At 57.9% G+C, this 1,170-nt stretch carries 1 rRNA gene; it reads left to right on the plus strand.

Annotation, left to right across the window (positions count from 1 at the left end):
* A 23S ribosomal RNA gene (locus ACZ5ON_RS36095) occupies positions 1–1,170 on the plus strand; the annotation flags it as partial.

A 1,170-nucleotide genomic window follows, 5' to 3' on the forward strand; every position in this document is an offset into this window, starting at 1 on the left:
GTGACTGCGTGCCTTTTGAAGAATGAGCCTGCGAGTTTGCGGTGTGTAGCGAGGTTAACCCGTGTGGGGTAGCCGTAGCGAAAGCGAGTCCGAATAGGGCGGTTGAGTTGCATGCCCAAGACCCGAAGCGGAGTGATCTAGCCATGGGCAGGTTGAAGCGTGGGTAAGACCACGTGGAGGACCGAACCCACCAGGGTTGAAAACCTGGGGGATGACCTGTGGTTAGGGGTGAAAGGCCAATCAAACTCCGTGATAGCTGGTTCTCCCCGAAATGCATTTAGGTGCAGCGTCGCGTGTTTCTTGCCGGAGGTAGAGCACTGGATAGGCGATGGGCCTTACCGGGTTACTGACCTTAGCCAAACTCCGAATGCCGGTAAGTGAGAGCGCGGCAGTGAGACTGTGGGGGATAAGCTCCATGGTCGAGAGGGAAACAGCCCAGAACACCGACTAAGGTCCCTAAGCGTGTGCTAAGTGGGAAAGGATGTGGAGTCGCAGAGACAACCAGGAGGTTGGCTTAGAAGCAGCCACCCTTGAAAGAGTGCGTAATAGCTCACTGGTCAAGTGATTCCGCGCCGACAATGTAGCGGGGCTCAAGCACATCACCGAAGTCGTGTCATTGCAGCAATACTCCTAACGGGGGCTGTGATGGGTAGGGGAGCGTCGTGTGCCGGGTGAAGCGGCCGAGGAATCGAGTCGTGGACGGTATACGAGTGAGAATGCAGGCATGAGTAGCGATACAAGAGTGGGAAACTCTTGCGCCGATTGACCAAGGGTTCCTGGGTCAAGCTGATCTGCCCAGGGTAAGTCGGGACCTAAGGCGAGGCCGACAGGCGTAGTCGATGGACAACGGGTTGATATTCCCGTACCCGCTTTGAAGCGCCAGCGCTGAACCCTCTGATGCTAAGCCCGTGAAGCCGCCCCGGAGTCTTCGGACGAGGGGGAGTGGTGGAGCCGGTGGCCCAAGGTGGTAGTAGGTGAGCGATGGGGTGACGCAGGAAGGTAGTCCAGCCCGGGCGGTGGTTGTCCCGGGGTAAGGGTGTAGGACGCAGGGTAGGCAAATCCGCCCTGCACGTGTCTGAGACCTGATGCCGAGCCGATTGTGGTGAAGTGGATGATCCTATGCTGTCGAGAAAAGCCTCTAGCGAGTTTCATGGCGGCCCGTACCCCAAA

The sequence above is a fragment of the Kitasatospora sp. NPDC032150 genome (assembly GCF_055579945.1).